The organism is Candidatus Nanobsidianus stetteri, from assembly GCF_003086415.1.
Taxonomy (GTDB): domain Archaea; phylum Nanobdellota; class Nanobdellia; order Nanobdellales; family Nanobdellaceae; genus Nanobdella; species Nanobdella stetteri_A.
This window is the reverse complement of the sequence record NZ_QEFP02000003.1, coordinates 14,076-33,671: the sequence shown is the minus strand read 5'-3', so window position 1 is coordinate 33,671 and position 19,596 is coordinate 14,076. Positions and strand designations below refer to the sequence as shown.

Here is a 19,596-nt window from a genome sequence, read left to right as displayed (position 1 = left end):
TTTTATGTATGATTTCTGTTTACCAGATAATAATGAAGAAGAATTAGCAAATGAATATTATAAAAATAAGATAAAAAATGTTGTTTTTTGCTATGAAATCTTTGATAAAAATGATTTAAAATATTTTAAATTAAATAATATTTTATATTATAAAAAATTAAACATATTTTATTGTGCATTAATAAATAATGAAGATTTCAAAAAATCTTTAGAAATTGCAAATGAATTATTTTATTCTGATAAATATTATAATGACTTAGTATTTATTGTTGGAAGAAATTTAAATTATAATGATAAGATTTTAAATAAATATTTTTTAAATGGAATATTTGATCCAATTAAATATGATAAAAAATATACTTTTGGAGGATTAAATTATGTAAATATTAAAAGAATAAAAGAAAACAATTTATCAATTCTTTTTTCAATGAAAAATTTAATTAATGATATAGAAAAATTTTATACAACTAAAAAATTTCTAGAATTTGCTCAAAAGAAATATTTAAATATTCTTATAGGATCCTTTGCTGAAAATAAAAATGAAGTTCCAAATAGATATCATATATATTCTTTTTATAAAGTCTTAGGAATTTATTATAGTTTAAATTATTTAAATAAAATATTTAGGGAACAAATAATTAGGATAAGATTAGCAAAGAGAAAAGATTATTTTACAAAAGGATTTTATATAATTTCTTATCCATATCAAGATTGTAGAGAATATTAAGGTGGCCAGGAATTTTCAGATCCTGTATAAATTGAAGGCATTACACCATTTGGAGGATATTCTCTTGCTACTACCCATTCAATATATTGATATGAAGCAACTCCACCATCTCCTGCACCAATTTCTAATGTTGGATATTGATAAGGATTATAATTTAAATTAGCATATGTATAATTTCCATAATTTGAATTATATGATAAAGGATACATATTTAATAATGTTAATGGAGCCCATATTTGACTAGAACTATAGTTATAATATCCTGCTTGTACGTAAGATGAACTAACAATTAAATATGAATAAAATGTTCCTCCAGATGTTGGGAAATATGTCTGATTTAATATACTATACCCACCCGTATTTGCAGATTTTAAATATGTTCCTGGATAACCAGAATAATATTCATATTGTACAAACGTAGATGAACTAGATGTAGGTGCAGTACCACCACCAGCACCTATTTGTTGATTTGTATTTCCAAATAATGCTATTACATTTGCATCTGCGCCTTGAGTGTAATACCAAGCTTCTTCAACAATTAAAGGTATTTCTGGAATATTTCCATTATTTGGAGGTAAAATATATGTACCCTCTCCACCAGTATCATTTAACATTTCAATACCGTAAGGAGTTGCTGTTGGAGAAAAAGATCCACCATATATATATTTATTCCACCCATCAAATGTATTATTAAAATATCCATATGCTATAAATGTATAATTACCATTATCATATCCAGAAATTACTTGAGGAGACGCACCAACATATGGATAATATTGAGAATAATAATTTGTACTGTAATTTCCAATTGCCATATAAATTACAATATTACTATTTGCAGGAATTCCGTTTGGTATATTAATCCACCATACATCACAATATGTATTACCGTTAATTAATTGACCTTCATACCATGAATAAAGTAATTGCCCATTATTTGGATTAAAGAACATTACATTTTGTCCATTTGGATTTATTTGATTAAATAATGTTGGATTATTTACATATGCAAAATTAGGACCAATATTTACACTTCCATTACATATTGCTATATCTTGTTGGAAAGGTTCTGGAGTTGGAATAGATTGAGTATTATATAATGTTATTGGAACATAATATTGTATTGATAAATTATTAATTGGTGTACATATTTCATTACCCAAAGATTCTAAACAGAAATATAAATCATCATTATTATACTGATAATATCCAACAATTTGCTGACCTGGATAAATTAAACTACTATTAGAAGATGTATTAAAATTATTTCCAAATGATGGTATATTATAATTATCATAATATATCTTATTTAAATCAATTGGACATATATCATTATTAATTATATTTACTGATATTATGCTATTATTCAATTGAGCATTTGATATATTTAAAAAGCTCACAGAAATTCCATTCAAAATTTTTTGAACACTTAAAGATTTTATTTCTCCAGCAATACATCTATAATTATTTAAATATTGAAAAATCACATTTCCTTCCAAATTATATAAATTATTTAAATAATTGTCATTTATAGTAAAAATATTCTGTGGATAAAATATAATATAATATGGTAAATCACCAGTTCCTTCAAATTGATTATTAAAATATGGATTATATACTTCATATCCATTAAATATACAATATCCAGTATTAGAATAACTTATAGAATAATTATTTATTATTTCAAATGCTACAAAATTATTTGATGCATATGAAGGTAAGAAATTATAAACATTATCTACTACAATTACATGTGTTGAATTAAAATAATTTGGAACCTGTATAATATTATATGAACAATTATAATAAACAGTAAATGGAATTAATGTAGATCCATACAAATTTAATATATTTTCAAATATATCATTCCCATATAATAATTTATATATTTCTCCATATTGAGGATATGTATCTGAATAAAATTGAAATTCTTTATCTAATAAATCTAAGTTAGAAACAAAATAAAATAGAATTAATAATAATACAACAATTGTATATAAATATAACTGACTACGAGCCATATACAGAGAATTTAGAATATCCTAAGCCATATGGATAAACTATACTACTACTATATTTATATCCACTTGGTACTGGATTTACATTGAAATAACTCCAATAATTATATAATATTATTGGTATTAATTGATCTGAATAATAAACATTTACAGGATAACACTGGCTAATATTTATATTTGAAGATATTATATTATTCTGATAATCTGGAGGAATTGAATAATCTATTATTAATTGAGAATATGGTTCTACAAAATTTATAGATTGCGGATTATTATATGCTTGCATATTATAATTTGGTCCATTTCCATATAATATTCCTGTATTTGGATTATAATTTTTACCATAATAAATTATTACTGGATTATAATAATTAAAATCTTCTGAATAATATATATTTTCTAGTTGATTTATTGTTAATGGTTGATTATAAAATGCAATTACATATATATTTCCTAAAAATGTACATTGAGGAGGATACAACGTTGTAGGAGTTCCTAAATATATTGTTTCATTTGGTGGATAGTATAAATTTAAAGGTTGCAAAGATGAATAACCAGGATAAGGTATTATTTGACCATAATATATTCCACTTTGATTTATAAATCCCCCATAAAATTGCCCATTACTATTATTATATTCCCAGAAAACAAAAATCCATTGATTCATTGGTAAAGTATAATTTGGCAAATATCCTATATTATTACTTTCATCTATTCCTAGATAATATTGACTATTATTTGGTATAATTATTTGACTAAATATGGAACCTACATAATTTGCCACAGATGTATTAACTATTGCACTTATATAATTTTCTCCAGAAGCACAGGAAGAAGAATAATAATTATTTATATAAATCCAAGCAACAACAGTTATTGATGTATTACCAGATAATTGAGAAGGATAATATGAAGAGTTTGTTAAATTAAAATATTGATTATTATTTGTAAAAGATATAACATTAGATTGATCTAAACATTGAGGAGAAACATACAGTGTTTCCCAACTAAATGGAAATATAACATATTGTACCAATTGGGCAGGTAAATTGTTCACTAATTGATAATTGTTTGTTAAATTTAAATAATTAAAATTATTATTTTCAGCTCTAAATAATATAATTATTGGTTGTGTATAACCGTCAGGTAAATTTAATGATATATTTATCATTGGAATATACCCATTAGATGTATTAATATATGATACATTCAAATATTGGATTTGTATTGGATATAAATCAATATTATATGCATAAAATGAATAAGGATCTACAGTGTAATTAACAAAACTTGTTACATTTGTTAAATTTAAATATATAGATAAATTGTTACTAGAATAACTAGATATTATTATTCCATACCAATCATCACTTGATGCAATATTTCCACACAATGTTCCTTGAGAATTATATATTAAGAAAAAATTATTAACTTGTCCACTCACATTTAATGAATATAATAAATTGTTTCCTAGATATGGAAATGGAAATAAAAATTCATAGCATGTTGAATTATAAGTATTGTAAAAGTTTAAACTATAATCTACTGCTTGCTTTAAATCATAATAATTAAAATAACCCGATAGCATACTATTATATATTGAAGCTAATACATCAAATTGATTTGTTTCTAAATAACTTAGAAATTTATCATTATAAGTATTTGCTAAGGCGGTATACAATGTATATTTTTTATTAAATATATTTATATAATATGAAGGACTTTGAGGAAATTGAATGTTTATTAAGAACAATAATATTAAAGATACAGTTAATATTATTTCTACTAAATAATTAAAGGATCTCATATACCTATTATGAAAAAAATAATTTTATATACTTTTTTAAGAATATGTAAAAAATGAGCATGTTAATGAAAATCTTATCATTTATAGAAAATAATTATAAGAAGTTTCTAATAATTTCTATATTAATATTTGCAGTATTTGTTGGAATAATATTATTTAATTACTTTAAGTACGGATATATAATTAACAAATCTATTACAATTTCTGGAGGTTATATAACATTAATAAATAATAATTATCATATAACAAACACTCAAATACAAAATGTATTAAATCAAATGAATATAACGGACTACGTATTATATAATACACCAAATATTATTTATATTGAATCAGGAAAACAAATTAATGAAACATTATTAATTAATTTATTAAATCAAGATTATAATATTGAACTATCTCCTACAGATATATCAATACAACAATATAGTTCTTTAGTAGGCAATCTTATATTTAATCAATTTTTATTCTTTGTAATTTTAACAATAATACTTACATCATTTGTAATATTTATAGCATTTAGAGCTTCTAAGATTACTTTAAATATAATATCTACAATATTATTTGATGTTATTGGTTTGTTGGCAATATTATCTATAACAAAATATCCTATAGGAGCAAATGGATTTATTGGGATGTTAATGATTTTAGGATTTGCAATTGATAATAATGTGGTATTATCAACAAATATAGTAAAGGAAAAAGATAAACCTTTTATTGAAAGAGTAAGAATGTCTTTTAGGGTTGGAATGCTAATGGAGATTATTGCATTATATACATTACTTTTATTATATTTTATAGTACCAGAACCATCAGTTGATGAATTTGCATTTGTATTATCTATTGCAATAATATTAGATCTATTATATTATTTAATTGGAAATATACCATTATATAAATATTTTGAAGCTAAAAAAGAACAGGAAAGTTAGACATCAACAACAATTTCTGCACTCCAATAGGTTTTCATTATTTTTGTAATATTTATATCATGTAAAGTAACTGCTTTAACTTCTTTTTTAAATCCATGTTTTTCTTTATCATATTTTTCTCCATAAACTTCAAATCTACATACCCACTTATATTTTTTGCTTTCAACCCTAACTTTCTTTAAATTTTTTACTCTTATATCTCTTACAGCAAACTTATCCTTATAAAAAACCTCTTCTAAACATATTCTAGCAACATTGTATATAATCTCCAATATATTTTTCCCTTCAATTACAAATTGTTTAGATTCTTTTTTCTCAACTTTCTCATTATCATATATAATATTAAACATTCCCAATATTAATGCCTCAATTGCTCTCTTTGGTGTATTTCCATAACCAACAATCTTTATATCTGCAGTATGATCTTCATATTCATATTCCCTCAAAACAGTCATATTAAAAATATTTTTAAATAATTTTATAAATCAGTAGACCGACAACTCATCATTTTTCAGATTTTAGATTTTCATCATAAAAGATAAATATATTAAAATTTTTAAATAAATATATTTTATGGAAATATTGGATATAAAAATACCTGACAATGCAATAAAAGTAAATATATATTCAAGTTCTTTTAGAGATTTGGAAAAAATACCGGAAGATTATACATGTGAGGGAAAAAATATATCATTTCCAATATTAATTGAAGAAATACCAAACAATACAAAAAGTATGTTATTATTTGTAGAAGATCCAGATGCACCTGGTGGTATATTTAGGCATTGGATTGCATATATAAATAAGCCAATAAAAAGTATACCTCCAGGAATTAAAAAGGAGAGAATTGTTAAAATAGATGATGTACAAATTATTCAAGGTAAAAATGATTTTGGAAAAATTGGATATGATGGTCCATGTCCTCCAAAAGGTCATGGTAAACACAGATATTATACAATAATATTATTTCTAAATAAAGAATTATATATAGATGGATGGTTCTTTGATGATTTTATTAGATATGTAAAGGAAGAAAATATTGTTGGCTATGGTTATTTTATAGGCACATATGAAAGATAATTTTTTTAATATTTTTATCATTTAAACTAGTATGGAAAATAATCAAATATCAAAAGAACAAATTAATGATATAATAAAAGAATTATGGAATAAAGGATATACACCATCACAAATTGGAAGAGAATTAAAGGAAAAATATGGTGTAAAGGTTAAAGAAATATTAAATAAAAAGTTAGTAAAATATGCAACAAAAGAATTAAATTTAAAACAAGAAATACCTGAAGATCTATTATATTTATTTAAAAAAATAAATGGAATATTGAAACATTTAGAATTACATAGAAAGGATATTGTAACAAAGAAAAAATTGGAGGAACTTGAAAGCAGAGTAAAAAGTTTAATAAAATACTATAAGAAAAATAAAAAATTACCACAAACATTCGAATATAGTAGAGATATAGCAAAGATGTATGGATATTCATGAACAATAGATTTTTATCCTATATAGAAGAGATATCTAATAGAATAAATAAGGCAGTAGAAAATAAGCAAAATTTTTTAATTATATCTTCATTAAATCCCGATGGTTTATCTTCATCAATATTTTTATTAAAATACTTATATGAAAAAAATTCTGAAGTTCATCTAACATTTTTAGATTATATAAGTAAAAAAGAGGTTAATAATTTATTTTTAGGTGAAAGTGGGTATGAATATGATAACATAATATTTTTAGATACTGGATCTATATTTTCAGATGATGTAATAAAGTTAAATAAAGATTTAAATAAAAAGATATATATAATAGATCATCATTTTTTAACAATAAAAGATATTGAATTAAATAATGTTGTAAATCTCAATCCAAATATTTTTAATTTGGATGGTTATAAAGAAATATCTACATCAGATATATTATATTATTTATATCAAAGTTTGAATCCATATGATAAAAATATTTTATATTTATCATTAGTTGGAAATTTATATGATTTTAATAAACCAAATAATGAAATATTAAATGAATTAATTGATAGAGAAATATTATCAAAATATACTGGAATAAATCTTCCAGGTATATTTACAAAACCTTTATATAAAGTATTAAGCTCTCCATTTAATTTTTATATCCCGAACATCACTGGAAGTGATGAAAAAGCTCTAGAATTAGTAAAAGAATTAAATATAAAGGATAGAGGAACTGCTGGTATATTTTATAAAGATTTATCTGAAGAAGATATTAAAAAAATAGTTAGTAATATAATAAAATTAAAGTTAAAGTATAATTTACAAAGAACAGACGATTTAATAGGTGAAATATATAAGATTAATAAGGGCGAAGAGATTGGAGATTTATTAGAATTATTATATAATATTGAAGGATTAATTGAAAATAATAAAATGGAAGGAATATTATATTTCATTAAAAAATATAATATTGATATTTTGAGAGAATCTGAAAATAATTTAAGATTACAATTTTCAAAATTATTATATGATATAATAAATAATAATGTACAAATAAAAGATGAAAATGGATTGAAAATAATAACAATTGAGAAAAATTATGGAAAAGGATATTTTTTACCCTTATTATTAAATCTTTTAATTAGAGAAAATATAATAAATGGAAAGGTCATTATTTTATTATATAAAGTAAATAATTTTTATAGAGGGATAATTAAGACAAATAAAGATGAAAATAAAAAATTAATAAATAATATATTGAAAAAGTTATTTGATAACAACATAATTTATTATTCTAGTTTTGATAATTTTGGAGGTTTTTTATTGGATATAAATAATTATGATGAATTTATTAAAAGATTAAAAATAAATTTAAGACAGGAAAATATTATATAATTTTCTTTTCCCTTAATCTATAAAATCCCTTCTTTAATATTTTCCTAATTATATATCTTTTATTTAATCCACCCAACTTAATTGCAGCCTTTCTTAAACTTCCACTTTCAATTAATATATTTAATAGTTTTCTTTCCTTTTCATTCAATTTCTCATCATATTTTAATATTAATTTTGCTAATTCAATTAAATCAATCTTTTGCCCACCCCATGCAAATTCCTCAGAAGATATATTATTTATTATTTCTACAGGTTCAAATTCTATGATTGCAACTTCTCTATTTAAATCTAACCTTTTATATATTCTTTTTAAATCATTTATTAATTCTTCTTTATTATTATAACCATCTCTCTTTGCTTCTTCATCTGTTATTTGATATAGTTTCTTTGTATATATATTTTTTACCCTAAATTTTCCAATTACTTTCCCTCCAGCATGTAAAATAAAAATATCTCCAATTTTTAAATTTCCCTTTGATAATCTTATAGTTAAATTTTTATTTCCCTTTATTATATCATCTACATATTTTCCCAAAAATTGCAAATGCTTCATTAGCTTTCAATTGGTGATGGTTGTACGGATAGATTTTCTACTTTATATACAGAAGCTTTACCATATTTAAATGCACCATATACCATAAATACTGCAATTAATATTGCGGCAATTATTATTAAAATAAATATGCCCTGTGAATTTCTTTCTTCATTACCAAATTGATCTTTTAATATATTGAATGCTGTAGAAAATCCTTCTATATATGTATATATATCCCAAATAACAGCAATACTATTATATATTGCAATAAATATATCGAAGAAACTCTTTGTTTTTGATGCAACAATTATACTATTTATAGTTATAACAATTCCAAACAATATTATTAAAAATCCAAACACTAAAAATGAGAATGAAAGGATTCCTAATAATGTATATATATCAATATATCCTAAGTAATATGCTACAATTGATAATAATGATGCATTACCATATGCTGCACCTGCAAAGGATAATATTAATGTAGAGTATGCAACCATCCTTGGCCAATCACTTTCTATATTATTTAATTTCATATATTCCAAAGCTTTTCCAGCATTGTATGCATTCCATATAGATATTAATATATCAAATATTACAATCAATACATATAATATATCTAGCCCCATAATCTTTATTCTAGAATTTATACTTAAAAATTAATATTTTAATATTTCAAGATTTTTTATTTATTATAATGATAGATATAATATCATTGTTTCAAGCATTCTTAACAATATTTATATCTACACTTACAAATGTTGAAATTATATGGGTTACATATCCAGTTTATATAACATGGTTTGCAATGGAATTCTTAGTAGAAAGAAAAGAACTTAGATATTCACATTCATTAGCAAATAGCATTATATTTTCATGGGTTTCTATAGATTGGTTAAGGCATCTATACTTAAATAATGAGCTTAATGATTATAATAAATTAATTATAACATTATTTTTCTTACTTTTATCCTTATTTATATTAATATCATCTATAAAAAGAAAAAAGATTGCAAAAATACTTGGGAAAACTGGATTCTTTTCTTATTTTCAGATTATGTTTACGCCATTTATATATGGGGTAATAGAATTTAATTATATAGATTTTCTCTCCGTAATAATTTTCTTCCCATTAATATATACAGCAGTATATGTAATAGATAAATTGTTACCAGAATTCATTGAAGAAGAAGAGAAAAAATTTGAAGAAGAAAATGAAGAAGAAAATATTAATAATTTCGCTGAAAGTAATTTACAATATAATCAACAAAACTATAGTAATTATTATAATTACTACGGATATAATTATGGAAACTACTATGGAAATTATTACAGGTATAGAAGATAGCCCCGACCGGGATTTGAACCCGGGACCTGTGGATTACGAGTCCACCGCTCTACCGCTGAGCTATCGGGGCCTATGCTTTTAAATATTATTATATTTTAATATTAAATGGATTTTTCAGATATAGCGAAAGAGATAAAAGATTCAAATGAAGAAATATTGATTGTAGCGGATTCAGATTTGGATGGAAAAATGGCATTGAGTTTAATGAAAATAATATTAGAAAAATTGAATAAGAAATATATGGAATATTTTAGAATTACTGGAGAAAATAATTTAGATCTAATAAGAATATTGGATGGAATAATATTTAATAAGAAAACAATAAATACAATAATATTTTTAGACACACCAATGGATGACAAATATTTAATTAGTTTTTCTAAGAGACATGAAAAAATAAAAATAATATATTTAGATCATCATAAAAGAAGGGTTCCAGAAGATTTACCAAACAATTTAATATATTTTGATGTAAGAGCATTATTTAATTTAGAAATATGTACAACTAGTATATCATATAGAATTGGAAAAATATTATTCGGTGATGAATTTTCAAAATATTCATTATTGGCATCTATTGGATCTATAGGGGATTTTATGTTAGAAAATGACAAAGAACTATTAAAAGATCTATTAAAAAATTACAAAGGATTTTATAATGGTAAATATTTTTACATTCCCTATATAATATATTTTTATTTATTTTTAATAGCACATCCATATGAAATATCAAAAAATATTGATAAAGCATTAAATATTGAAGAGTTTATAAAAGAATTTGACTTGAAAAAATTAAAGAATAGAGCAATAAAATATTATGAAGGATTAAAAAGTGCTAAAAAAATATATGAATCTGAAAAATTATTGGTATTTAAAGCAAAGAAATCTTCAGTTATATCTACAATTTTGTCATCATTTTATCCTGAAAAAATAATAGTAGTACTATCATTAAGAGAAAAATTATTTGGAAGATTATTTAAGGGAAAATATAAAAAATATAGTATATCATTAAGAAATCAATCTGGAAAATATGATTTAGGAATATTAATGAGAGAATTTGCAAAAATATATGGAATAAGTGGAGGAGGACATCCAAAAGCGGCTGGTGGATTAATATATGAAAAGGATATAGAAAATTTGATAAAATTTTTAGAGGAAAAAGCGAATGGAAAGAATTAGATTTTATTTATATGCAATAAAAAGGTTGATTAAGAAAATATTAAAGAGAATTTTATAAAAATTTATAATCTCCTTCCTCTCTTTCCTCCTTTCCTTCTACAATGATCATGTGGTATTGGAGTTATATCTTCTACAACTCCGATCTTTAATCCTGAAGTAATTAATGTTTTAATTGCAAACTGTGCAGATGGTGTAGGAACCCAGGGACCATTATGTCCACCAGGCGCCCTTACCCTAACATGAACAGCATTTATTCCCTTCTCCAAAGCCTTTTGAGCAGCCTGTTTTGCAGCTAAAATTGCAGCAGTTGGTGTACCTTTTAATCTTTGAGCTAAAACAACCCTACCACCAGAACTAAATGCAATTGTTTCTCTACCAGTTATGTCTGTAATATGAATAATAGTATTATTTTTACTTGAATATATATATGCAATACCCCATCTTTCCTTTTCAGCCATTAAATTTAAAATTATAAATAATCTTATAAAATTAAAAATAAGGAATTTATTAAGCCGCCGTAGCTCAGGGGTTGGAGCGCCTGGCTCATAACCAATAAAATCGATGAGTTTGTGAGAAACCAGGAGGTCCGGGGTTCAAATCCCCGCGGCGGCATTTATAATAGAACTTTTCTTTTTTAACTAATATGAAGTTTATCTGGATTGGTTTAAATTTCCAAAATACTAAAATATTTCTTATTTTGTTATAATTACAAATATTTTTGCAAAAGTAATATCAACTATTAAAATTAAAAATATCAAAAAATATTATAATCATATTTCAAAGATTAAAGGTTTTTTATGTAATGGAAATGCAACATTATATATTTCAGTATTATTTATCTTTGTTTTATAATTTTTTGAATGATGAGCATGTCCATGAAATCCATAAATAATTTTATCAGAATATTTTTTAATTAAATTCTCAATATATTTTGAATACAATGCCCATTCTGGCGCAGGATCTCCTAAAACAGTATCTCTTAATAAACCATAATGAGAAAAAACAATTATTTTTTTATCTAAGCTATTAAATATATTTTCCAATTTCTTAGAATAATATTCCTTTATATTTTCAATATTTACCATTTTCCATGTTCTCTCAGGAAAACCTTCAAATCCCAATAAATAATATTCGCCTAAATTGTAATATTCATAATCTAGCCAATTAATAAAATTATATTCTCTTCTATAAAAATCTTTATCTTTCTCTCCATTTAATAAAATTGATGCTTCATTATTTCCAAAAGTTGAAAATATTTTTATATTTCCAAATTTATTAGTTAACAAATAATATAGTTTCTTTAAATAAATATGCTCTTTATTATCAATTATATCCCCGCATAATATAACAAAATCTATCTTTTCATTAATGTTATTTAAACTCTCATAAAACTCTTTATAAAAAATTGGTAGATGAAGATCCGAGGTTACCAAAAATTTCATTGATAATCTATAAAGAAAACTTTTATATATTTAATATAACTATTCATAATGGAAATATCTATAGAATTATTAAGGCCCGTAAATCCAACAGGTAGAAGTTTTATTACAAATGTATATGGGGCAATAGCAGCAAATAATAGGGAGATAATAGATAAATATAAAAAAGATGTAACAAAATTAATACAAAGGCTAGGATTTAAAATAGAAGAATCTATTGGAACTGGAAAATTAATAACAGGAACAATTGTAATTGTATTAGATGACAATACTAAAGAACCAAAGCAAATGTATACGAAAGATATTAAAATATGGAATATTGAGAAGGAATATAATGAAAGAATAGAAGTAAGTTTATAAATTCCAATGATTTTTTATTTTTTATGGATCCTGAAAGGGATGCAATAGATCATGATAAAAAATTAAATGAAGAAGAAATAAAAATTATTAAAGATATTAAAAGGAATATTGATAAATTAAAAGATGGTATTAGTGAATTGGAAACATTATTAGAAGAATTGGAAAAATTTGATAGTGAAGAATTAAAAAGACCTTTATTAAAAGAAGATGAATACAAAATATTTATTAAAGTATTGGATATACAAAAGATTTTACATGATAGTATTGTACTAATTACACAAGATCTATTGAGATATAAAATATTATTAGATCAGGAAGTATTTTAAATGATAATTTCTCTAGATTATGATGGAACACTCGTAGATAGTTATACAGTTATACCTCTAATTTATGAAAAAATACGAGAAGAATTAAATTTATATGAAGGATTTACTGAAGCAATGCTTGCAGTAGAAGATCTTGGAGATTATTTTGGAATATTTGAAAGGGGAAAATGGATAAGATTTTTAATAAAAGATAATCCAGATGAAATAATTGAATATTATTGGAAAATGAGGTCAGAAAATCAGATAATATTACCTGGAACTATAGAATTCTTAGAAAAATATAAAAATAGAGATTTATATTTAGTAACATCTACTGATGATACAAAAGATATTAAAATAAAAAGAATTAAGAAAACGAATTTGGATAAATATTTTAAAGACATATTAGTTTATGGAACTGAGGAATTTAAAACAATTATTGATGTATTTGAATATTTAATAGATATAGATAGAGATATAATATATATAGATGATAAAAATACGAATTTATATCAAATAAAAAATAAATTAAATATAAAATTATTTAAAAGAATATATTATCCACCATATCCATTAAAATTGGCATGGTATTATCCAGAAATTGATTTACCAAAAATAATAAATATTTTTGAAATTGAAAAATATATTAGATTATGATAGTTAAATTAGAAAATGTTGAAAAAATATATTATGTTGGAGGATATCCTATAAAGGCATTGGATAATGTAAGTTTAGAAATTAAAGAGGGAGAATTTTTATCAATAGTTGGACCATCTGGATCAGGAAAATCTACATTATTGGCAATAATGGGATGCTTAGATAGACCTACAAAAGGAAGAGTATATTTATTTGATAAAGATATATCGAAATTAAATGATAATCAATTATCTGAACTAAGAAGAAAGTATATAGGATTTATATTCCAACAATATTATTTATTTAATTATCTAAATGCATTAGAAAATGTACAAATTGGTTTAAGAATTTCTGGAAATAATAATTTAGAAAAAGCAAAGGAATTATTAAATAAGGTTGGATTGGGAGATAGATTGTATAATTATCCAAATCAATTATCTGGAGGACAACAGCAAAGAGTTGTTATTGCTAGAGCATTGGCAAAAGATCCAAAATTAATTTTAGCAGATGAGCCCACTGCAAACATTGATGAAAAATCTGCAAAAGAATTATTAGATATATTAAAAAAATTAAATGAAGATGAAAATAGGACAATTGTAATAGTAACACATGATTTAAGAGTAGCAGAAAAAACTAACAGGATAGTAGTAATAAGAAATGGAAAAATATTAAAAGATAATGCTACAATAGATGAAACAATAGAATTATTAAAATAATTTTTATAAATGTTTTAAATATAATAATCTCATGAAAAAATATATCTATATATTTTTGCTAGCCCTTTTATTGTTTAATATATATTCTTTACAAATAAATATTACAAAAATATCCCCAACAATAGTAAACAGCAATAATAATATAAATTTAGGTGTTTGTATAGTAAATAATGACCAATCTCAGGCAAATTTGATTACTCTAAATATATATTATCCAAACTGTATATATTCCAATCAATCTTCAATTTATATTCCATATTTAAATCCTGGAGATTCTTATTGCACTTCATTAAATTTATATGAAAATTGTAATCCTGGAAGTTATGATATAATAATAAATGGTAGTTATACAAACAGTAATGGAGTTAGTGAAATTTCACAGATATATCCAATATTTGTAGAAAATTTACCATATATAACAATTAGTAATTATTATTATTCAAATAATTATTATGGAAGTATTGCAAATTTAACATTAAATATAACAAACTATGGAGAAGAAATATATAATGTATTGATTCAATCAAATTCATCTTTATGTTCATTAGAACCTTCTTCAATATATTTATCTAATTTATCGGGTTCTACATTAGTTAATTTCCAATTATTAATTCCATCAAATTATGCAAATAATTATTGTACAATTCCATTATTTATAACTTATCAAGATCCTTTAGGAAATATTAACAATTATACAACAATTATTAATGTACCTATTTTACCATCAAATAATAGATTGGAAGTTTTATATAATGTTGGATATCTAAATATTGGAGAAAATATAATTAATTTAACATTATATAATCCAACAAATTCAAATATATCAGACATTTCATTAACATTTACAGGTACAAATATTTCAATTGCAAATAATAACATTTATATTAATAATATATTACCAGGACAAGAAATAAATATTCCAATAACAGTAATTGTAAATAATAATTTATATGGAACCATAAATATTCCATTTAATGTTCAATATTATTCAAATTCAATATTATATAATTTAAACGGATACATTGTTGAAAATATAAATGCATATCCAAATATAACTTTATCTGGATCATATAGTTCTGGAACATTAACATTTAATATATTCAATTATGGAAATGCACCAGCATATAATATGTATATAAATATTTATAGTTCTGGTGAATGTATTATTTCACCAAATCAGGGATATATTGGAGAATTGGATCCTGGAAATTCAAATTCTGTTGTATTTACATTAAATAACAATTGTTATCCAAACACAACAGTATATATACAAATATATTATAATGATATCTTTGGAAATAAATATACAATGCTTTATAATACCTCTCTAGAATATCTTGGATATAATATTTATTATAAAAAATCGTCTGGAAATATTGTAATTGATATAATAATATTGGCTCTAATCTTTATGGGTATAATATATTATATAATAAAAAGAAAGAAAAATGAAAATAAATGATTATTTATTTTTAATATTAAAATATTTGAAAACAAAAAAGTTAAGGACTTTTTTAACATCTTTAGGAATTACAATTGGTATAGCTACCATATTTACATTAATTGCATTATCTCAAGGATTACAATATTATGTTCAAAGTGAATTAAATAAATTTGGAAATAAGGCGATATTTATTTTTCCTGGTGCAAGAGCTGGATTTGTTAGTTCTATTTCTGGATATTTTACAAATAGTTTTATTGAAAATATTAAAACATTACCTGGAGTAGAGAGGGTTATTAAAGCATATTCGACTTCTACAATAATTAAATATAATAATTATCAAATACCTGCAGATGTATTAGTTATTAATACAAATGACATAAATTATTTAACATATGTAGATTATAATATTCTTGAAGGAACTTTTATAACAAATAATAATAATTGCCAAGTAGATTTGGGATATCAAATTGCAAATTCTCCTTCATTAAATAATCAAAAAATAAGTGTTGGAGATTATATAAATATATTTGGACAAAGATGTCAGGTAGTTGGGATATTACAACAAACTAGTGGAAACCCAGATTATACTATTTTATTTCCAGAAGGTGAATATGAAAAAATATTTGGAAATATAAATTATAATTATTTAATTGTAATTGTTTATAATTATAATATAGCATATAATTCAATAAATAATTATATAAATTCATTAAAGGGTCAAACATATACAATAGTAACTGCACAATCTATTGAACAAATTGCAGATCAAATAATTGGTGGAATATCTATGTTTTCATTAATAATTGCATCAATATCTATATTAATTTCAGCAATAAATATTGTAAATACAATGTATACATCAATTTTAGAAAGATATAGAGAAATTGGATTATTAAAAGCATTAGGAATGAAAAATATAGAAGTATTAGTTTTATTTTTATTAGAATCTGGATTTATTGGGTTATTGGGAGGTATTTTGGGAATAATGCTCGGATTCTTTACATCATATATAGCTTCTTCAGTATTAAAGTTCTATGGATTTATTGGATTACAACCATATATTAATGTACAATTAATAATCTTTTCTTTAGTATTCCCATTCTTTATAGGTATTTTATCTGGAACATTACCAGCAATAAAAGCTTCTAGAATTGATCCGATGGTTGCATTGAGATACGAATAATTATTGCAAATATTTTTTAATTTCCACCTTTTTATATCTATCATCTATAAAAAATATTTTAACATGATCATTTGGAAATCTTATTGCCCTTCCAATTACTTGTTTAATATTTATATCCTTTAATACTTCTGCCAATTCATTATAATCCAAATTATTATCCTTAATTATTTTATATATTAATATTGATGCATTTGGTGGTGGAGGATATGGTTTTCCAACAATTACAATTACCTTTAATAATGATTGATTATCCTTTACTAACTGAATTCCTTCTATAAATCTTGATCTTGCATATGTAAATATTATATCTTTAGTTGTTTTTAATATTCTATTTAATGGTTTCTCACCATCATCTAAAAATATTCTGTCCTTTATATCTAATTTTTCATATATATTTACCATAAAAGAATATGAAGGGAACATATATAATTGATACTTTTCTAAATTATTTGCAATAAATTTTATATCTCCTATTAAATTTTCTATATTATTTTTATCATTTCTTTTTGAATATCTTGAAGAAAAATTATATAATACTTCATAATCCTTTTTTCCATATTTTATATCAACTTTAATATATTCTACATCCTTTATTTTATATAATTTTTGGAAACTTTCTTTTGTAAAATTACTTCCAGACATTAATATTACTGATTTATAATTATCAAATACTTTAATTATTTTTTCAAATTTTGTTATATATCCTTCTAATTTAAATAAATTTAATATCCAAAAAATATCTTCATAATTTATATAATAATATAACTTTAATATTTTATTTATATTCCATCTTTTCTTTGGTAATTTAATATTATTTTTTGAAACATACCTTTTATATGTCTCCCAATAAAATGATAAATTATCCAATAATTTTTCATTAGAATCAAATATTTCCTTTAATTTTTCTCTATCTATATATATTTCTTTTGAAGATTTTTCCATTCTTTCTTTTATTAAATATATATCCCTTGTATTAAATTTCTTTGCAATTACATTTTCTATAAATGATAATAATTCATCTGAAAATTTCATTAAATTATATCTTATTAATTCAAAATCATATTCAGGTATATTTAAAGCATTTTTTATAATTTCTAATTCTTTTATTAAATCTTGAAATAATAAATTTTCCTCATTCCTTTTTCCAATACCTTTTTCTATATATTTTCTAAATGATATTGACATAGGATTTATAATTGATGTTAATAAATTATGAGACTCATCCATTATTAAAAAATCAGGTTCTCCTTCTAAAGATAATACTTCATTTAAATATTGATTAAAAACATATGGATATGTTGAAATATAAATATTTGAATCAATTTTCTTAAAAGAATGATATATACATCTTACATCCTTCTTTTTTAAATATTTCTTATATTCTATTTTTGTCAATTTAATAAAATTATAATTATATTTCTTTAATCTTTTATATAATTCTTCTGGATCATATAAAGATTTTTTATATATACAATCAGCACATATTATTTCTTCTCCAGATAAATTTGATTTAAAAAATATTGGGCATGTTTTCTTTTTATTTGGATATACCCTTAATATTGTATTTATTTTAAATGAGTCTTCTAAATATCTTTTTATTTCTTCAGTTGTTCTTACAGCAATATGAGTTATAAAATCCTCTTTTGCTAAATAATCAGAAATCACCAATGCAATAATCGTTTTACCTGAACCCGTAGGAGAATCCAATAAAATGAATTTTCTATTTTCATTAATATAGTTTAATATTTTTTCTATAACATCAATTTGAAATGGTCTATTGTTTAATATTGGATAATATTTTTCTATCATTATAAATTAAAGAATGTTTTATAATTTGAAAAATTTAAAAAATAAATAATGAAAATATTGATAATCGAAGGGGCGGTAGCTCAGACCGGGAGAGCGTCCGGCTGAAGACCGGAAGGTCGTGGGTTCAAATCCCACCCGCCCCAGGTTTTGATATTATAAACAGTAATTATGGAAATAATTGTTTTGATGGAAATAATTAAATTTACTAGAAAAGATTTCTAATATATTTTAAATAATAGGATTATTATCTAAATTATCTGATATTGAAAAATTAA

General features: G+C 22.6%; 21 protein-coding genes and 3 tRNA genes. 15 read left to right on the top strand and 9 right to left on the bottom strand.

Features of this window, described 5'->3' with window-relative positions:
• The first annotated feature begins 4 nt into the window (after nt 1-4).
• Nucleotides 5-727: a hypothetical protein gene (locus DDW03_RS00405; RefSeq protein WP_228615085.1), complete on the top strand. Its 723-nt coding sequence runs from the start codon at nt 5-7 to the stop codon at nt 725-727.
• Here DDW03_RS00405 and DDW03_RS00400 read toward each other — a convergent pair.
• Nucleotides 724-2,748, bottom strand: a complete 2,025-nt coding sequence (locus DDW03_RS00400) for a hypothetical protein (RefSeq protein WP_228615084.1) — start codon at nt 2,746-2,748, stop codon at nt 724-726. The two genes, DDW03_RS00405 and DDW03_RS00400, sit on opposite strands and share 4 nt — an antisense overlap.
• Nucleotides 2,738-4,552: a hypothetical protein gene (locus DDW03_RS00395; protein ID WP_228615083.1), complete on the bottom strand. Its 1,815-nt coding sequence runs from the start codon at nt 4,550-4,552 to the stop codon at nt 2,738-2,740. Before DDW03_RS00395 ends, DDW03_RS00400 begins: the two co-directional genes overlap by 11 nt.
• Before the next feature lie 53 nt (nt 4,553-4,605).
• Between DDW03_RS00395 and DDW03_RS00390 the strand changes: the two genes are divergently transcribed.
• The gene (locus DDW03_RS00390; protein WP_228615082.1) at nt 4,606-5,484 is read left to right on the top strand and encodes a hypothetical protein; all 879 of its coding nucleotides are present in this window, start codon (nt 4,606-4,608) and stop codon (nt 5,482-5,484) included.
• On the opposite strand, the gene DDW03_RS00385 is transcribed toward DDW03_RS00390, so the two are convergent.
• Nucleotides 5,481-5,939 carry an archease gene (locus DDW03_RS00385; protein ID WP_004578321.1) on the bottom strand — a complete coding sequence of 153 codons (459 nt, stop codon included), beginning with the start codon at nt 5,937-5,939 and terminating at the stop codon, nt 5,481-5,483. The two genes, DDW03_RS00390 and DDW03_RS00385, sit on opposite strands and share 4 nt — an antisense overlap.
• 118 nt (nt 5,940-6,057) lie before the next feature.
• Here DDW03_RS00385 and DDW03_RS00380 point away from each other — a divergent pair, with 118 nt between their 5' ends.
• The 3 genes from DDW03_RS00380 to DDW03_RS00370 are packed head-to-tail and all read left to right on the top strand — an operon-like array spanning nt 6,058 to nt 8,367.
• Nucleotides 6,058-6,564 (top strand): YbhB/YbcL family Raf kinase inhibitor-like protein, encoded by a 507-nt coding sequence (locus tag DDW03_RS00380; protein ID WP_228615081.1) that lies wholly within the window; start codon nt 6,058-6,060, stop codon nt 6,562-6,564.
• Between the two features lie 31 nt (nt 6,565-6,595).
• On the top strand, nt 6,596-6,988 hold the full coding sequence (locus DDW03_RS00375) for a 30S ribosomal protein S15 (protein WP_228615080.1): 393 nt from the start codon (nt 6,596-6,598) through the stop codon (nt 6,986-6,988).
• A complete protein-coding gene (locus DDW03_RS00370) occupies nt 6,985-8,367 on the top strand; it encodes a DHH family phosphoesterase (protein WP_228615079.1) in 1,383 nt (460 codons plus the stop codon). The genes DDW03_RS00375 and DDW03_RS00370 overlap by 4 nt, the downstream gene beginning before the upstream one ends.
• Here the strand turns inward: DDW03_RS00370 and DDW03_RS00365 are convergent.
• On the bottom strand, nt 8,360-8,920 hold the full coding sequence (locus DDW03_RS00365) for an ASCH domain-containing protein (RefSeq protein WP_228615078.1): 561 nt from the start codon (nt 8,918-8,920) through the stop codon (nt 8,360-8,362). The genes DDW03_RS00370 and DDW03_RS00365 overlap by 8 nt on opposite strands.
• A complete protein-coding gene (locus DDW03_RS00360; protein WP_228615077.1) occupies nt 8,920-9,531 on the bottom strand; it encodes a hypothetical protein in 612 nt (203 codons plus the stop codon). The genes DDW03_RS00365 and DDW03_RS00360 overlap by 1 nt, the downstream gene beginning before the upstream one ends.
• A gap of 68 nt (nt 9,532-9,599) precedes the next feature.
• Between DDW03_RS00360 and DDW03_RS00355 the strand changes: the two genes are divergently transcribed.
• Nucleotides 9,600-10,250 (top strand): hypothetical protein, encoded by a 651-nt coding sequence (locus DDW03_RS00355; RefSeq protein ID WP_228615076.1) that lies wholly within the window; start codon nt 9,600-9,602, stop codon nt 10,248-10,250.
• Here DDW03_RS00355 and DDW03_RS00350 read toward each other — a convergent pair.
• Nucleotides 10,249-10,320: transfer RNA gene (locus DDW03_RS00350), tRNA-Thr, on the bottom strand. The two genes, DDW03_RS00355 and DDW03_RS00350, sit on opposite strands and share 2 nt — an antisense overlap.
• Nucleotides 10,321-10,355: 35 nt before the next feature.
• Here DDW03_RS00350 and DDW03_RS00345 point away from each other — a divergent pair.
• Complete coding sequence (locus DDW03_RS00345; protein WP_228615075.1) at nt 10,356-11,429, top strand: DHHA1 domain-containing protein; 1,074 nt, start codon at nt 10,356-10,358, stop codon at nt 11,427-11,429.
• A 62-nt stretch (nt 11,430-11,491) separates the two neighbouring features.
• Here the strand turns inward: DDW03_RS00345 and rpsK are convergent, their stop codons facing one another.
• Nucleotides 11,492-11,887 carry a 30S ribosomal protein S11 gene (gene rpsK, locus DDW03_RS00340; protein WP_228615074.1) on the bottom strand — a complete coding sequence of 132 codons (396 nt, stop codon included), beginning with the start codon at nt 11,885-11,887 and terminating at the stop codon, nt 11,492-11,494.
• A 53-nt stretch (nt 11,888-11,940) separates the two neighbouring features.
• On the opposite strand from rpsK, the gene DDW03_RS00335 reads away from it, so the two are divergent.
• A tRNA-Met gene (locus tag DDW03_RS00335) sits at nt 11,941-12,041 on the top strand.
• A gap of 158 nt (nt 12,042-12,199) precedes the next feature.
• Here DDW03_RS00335 and DDW03_RS00330 read toward each other — a convergent pair.
• On the bottom strand, nt 12,200-12,871 hold the full coding sequence (locus DDW03_RS00330; RefSeq protein ID WP_228615073.1) for a metallophosphoesterase family protein: 672 nt from the start codon (nt 12,869-12,871) through the stop codon (nt 12,200-12,202).
• A gap of 48 nt (nt 12,872-12,919) precedes the next feature.
• On the opposite strand from DDW03_RS00330, the gene DDW03_RS00325 reads away from it, so the two are divergent.
• Genes DDW03_RS00325 through DDW03_RS00300 form a run of 6 tightly spaced genes read left to right on the top strand, consistent with a single transcriptional unit; the run spans nt 12,920 to nt 17,512 of the window.
• Nucleotides 12,920-13,228, top strand: a complete 309-nt coding sequence (locus DDW03_RS00325) for a hypothetical protein (RefSeq protein WP_228615072.1) — start codon at nt 12,920-12,922, stop codon at nt 13,226-13,228.
• A gap of 23 nt (nt 13,229-13,251) precedes the next feature.
• The gene (locus DDW03_RS00320) at nt 13,252-13,554 is read left to right on the top strand and encodes a hypothetical protein (RefSeq protein WP_228615071.1); all 303 of its coding nucleotides are present in this window, start codon (nt 13,252-13,254) and stop codon (nt 13,552-13,554) included.
• Nucleotides 13,555-14,190, top strand: a complete 636-nt coding sequence (locus tag DDW03_RS00315) for an HAD hydrolase-like protein (RefSeq protein ID WP_228615070.1) — start codon at nt 13,555-13,557, stop codon at nt 14,188-14,190.
• Nucleotides 14,187-14,885: an ABC transporter ATP-binding protein gene (locus DDW03_RS00310; protein ID WP_228615069.1), complete on the top strand. Its 699-nt coding sequence runs from the start codon at nt 14,187-14,189 to the stop codon at nt 14,883-14,885. Before DDW03_RS00315 ends, DDW03_RS00310 begins: the two co-directional genes overlap by 4 nt.
• A 31-nt stretch (nt 14,886-14,916) precedes the next feature.
• Nucleotides 14,917-16,347, top strand: coding sequence for a COG1361 family protein (locus DDW03_RS00305; RefSeq protein ID WP_228615068.1), 1,431 nt, complete (start codon nt 14,917-14,919; stop codon nt 16,345-16,347).
• The gene (locus DDW03_RS00300; RefSeq protein WP_228615067.1) at nt 16,334-17,512 is read left to right on the top strand and encodes an ABC transporter permease; all 1,179 of its coding nucleotides are present in this window, start codon (nt 16,334-16,336) and stop codon (nt 17,510-17,512) included. The genes DDW03_RS00305 and DDW03_RS00300 overlap by 14 nt, the downstream gene beginning before the upstream one ends.
• On the opposite strand, the gene DDW03_RS00295 is transcribed toward DDW03_RS00300, so the two are convergent.
• Complete coding sequence (locus DDW03_RS00295; RefSeq protein WP_228615066.1) at nt 17,513-19,321, bottom strand: helicase C-terminal domain-containing protein; 1,809 nt, start codon at nt 19,319-19,321, stop codon at nt 17,513-17,515.
• A gap of 69 nt (nt 19,322-19,390) precedes the next feature.
• Here DDW03_RS00295 and DDW03_RS00290 point away from each other — a divergent pair.
• Nucleotides 19,391-19,464 (top strand) — tRNA-Phe (locus DDW03_RS00290).
• The last annotated feature ends 132 nt before the right edge of the window (nt 19,465-19,596 follow it).